This is a genomic window from Synechococcus sp. R6-5, assembly GCF_047461775.1.
In the GTDB taxonomy this organism is placed as follows: Bacteria; Cyanobacteriota; Cyanobacteriia; order Thermostichales; family Thermostichaceae; genus Thermostichus.
Genome location: NZ_JANSHV010000302.1, coordinates 1 through 2,019, shown reverse-complemented (window position 1 = coordinate 2,019; position 2,019 = coordinate 1). Strand labels below are relative to the sequence as shown.

Here is a 2,019-nt window from a genome sequence, read left to right as displayed (position 1 = left end):
GCAGTGTTCAGCGTAAATGTATCAGGTGCTGACATGCTCCCCTACACCCAGATTGTCGCCCACCGTGGGGAGCACACCCACGCCGAGGAAAACACGTTGGCCGCTTTTGCTGCCGCTATTGAGGTGGGGGCCGAGCAAATTGAGCTGGATGTGCGCCGTAGCCGAGATGGGATCCCACTGGTTGTTCACGATGCCGATTTGGATGGACAGCCTTTGGCCGCATTAACTTGGGCCGAGATTCGGGCCCGCAAACCCACGATTCCCACTCTTGAAGAGACCCTGTCACATATCAAGGGCAAGATCACCCTCGATATCGAACTCAAAGAAGCAGGCTATGAGGAACAAGTCCTTGCCCTCGTTAGCGATATTTTGACCCCCGAAGAATTTGTGATCACCTCTTTTTTGCCTCAGGTGGTGCAGCGGGTTAAAACGCTTTTGTCCCCGCAACCCAAGGTTGGCCTGTTGATCGAGGCAAAGGCTGAGGAGCAAGCCAAGGGATCTTTACTTACCCGTTGCCGGGAGTTGGGAGCGGATTTTCTGGCCCCCCACTACAGTTGGGTGAACTTGCAGTTCTTGGCTGAAGCTGAACAGGCCGGGATCCCTCTGTACGTTTGGACGGTGAACGATCCTGAAGTGATGAAGTTGTGCTTGCAGCCATTTGCCGGCTCAGTAGGACAAAATCCCGTTGTTCAAGGGTTGATTACCGACCGTCCCCAATTGGCTTTGCAAATTCGCGCCCACCTTTTGGCAGGAGTAGAGGGGGCAAAACCCTAGACCATGGGCACAAACTGCACCGGAAAAGCCCCTTTTTGAACCCATCCTTGGGCTGTTTTGCAGAGGATCAGCAAGGACTGGGATCCCTGGGCACCGGAGCCCGAAGGGCTTTCTCCCACCGGCACCACCAAGGTGCCCCCCACCGCCAGTTGATCCAGCAGCACCATGGGCACAGTTGGGGGCGCTGCCGTCACCAGAATGGCATCGTAGGGAGCATGCTCTGGCCAACCTTGGTAGCCATCCCCCTGACGCACTTCCACATTGCGATAGCCCAGGGCAGCGAGGGTTTGTTGAGCTTGAGCAGCCAATGGGGACAGACGCTCCAGGCTATACACTTGCCGGGCCAGCTCTGCCAAAACAGCCGCCTGATAGCCGGAGCCGGTGCCGATTTCCAACACCACCGATTCAGGCGTGAGGCGAGCAGCTTCTGTCATAAAAGCAACAATATAGGGCTGAGAAATGGTCTGGCCATAGCCGATGGGCAGAGGGCAATCCCTGTAGGCCCGATCCCGCAGATCAGAGGGGACAAAAAGGTGACGCGGCACTTTTCCCATGGCTTCCAGTACCCGTGGATCTCGGATCCCTCGTTTGATGAGCTGTTTCTTGACCATCTGCTCCCGTTGGGAAGCAAAAGGATCGGAAGCGTCTGGGGGCTGAGGTTCAACTTCTGGGATCCCAGCTGGAGAGCGAGAAGAATGTCTCCACCGGAAGGATGAGAATGGGTTGATCACCGATACACAACCTCCAGAAACGATGAGCTGCTCAGATCTTTCTCCGCTGCAACTGCTGGGCCGTCGAGCTTGGGGCTATGGATTCCACTCTCCCTCTTCCCCCCTGAGAAGGAAGGACTGGAGACGCTTGCTGCACGTGACATGAAGAGGATGAGTTAACCCAATTTCTCGCGTTGCAAGGGGGGCAGGGGTGAGGGAAAAAGCGCCTGGAGAGCTCTACCCCGATCCTGGCTCACCTTCGGCAAGACTTCACCGCTTGATGAAGAGATTGTTGCTGAATGGGAGGATGAAAAAACGGGATCCCCAAGATCCCCTACCTTGATTCTGCTGGGCTTTCTTGAACTTCGTTGGAGCCTCAGGTAAAGCTTACAGCCGGGATCCCCATGGGAGATATGGGATCCGGTTTGATCAAAATTGTAAAGTTTTGTGCGCAATCTGCCGGGGCGAGCAATCACCACCCTGGTTCTGCCAGTGCAAGATTTTATAGTGTTGATCCCTACCTTTTCCCCGCAAG

Annotated in this window: 2 protein-coding genes; one reads left to right on the top strand and one right to left on the bottom strand. The window is 55.5% G+C overall.

Annotated features, from left to right (window positions below; genetic code table 11):
- On the top strand, positions 1 to 774 hold a 774-nt coding region (locus tag NW818_RS13115), incomplete at its 5' end, for a glycerophosphodiester phosphodiesterase (RefSeq protein WP_414424802.1).
- Here the strand turns inward: NW818_RS13115 and NW818_RS13110 are convergent.
- Positions 771 to 1,505, bottom strand: coding sequence for a protein-L-isoaspartate(D-aspartate) O-methyltransferase (locus tag NW818_RS13110; protein WP_414424801.1), 735 nt, complete (start codon positions 1,503 to 1,505; stop codon positions 771 to 773). The genes NW818_RS13115 and NW818_RS13110 overlap by 4 nt on opposite strands.
- Positions 1,506 to 2,019 lie beyond the last annotated feature (514 nt).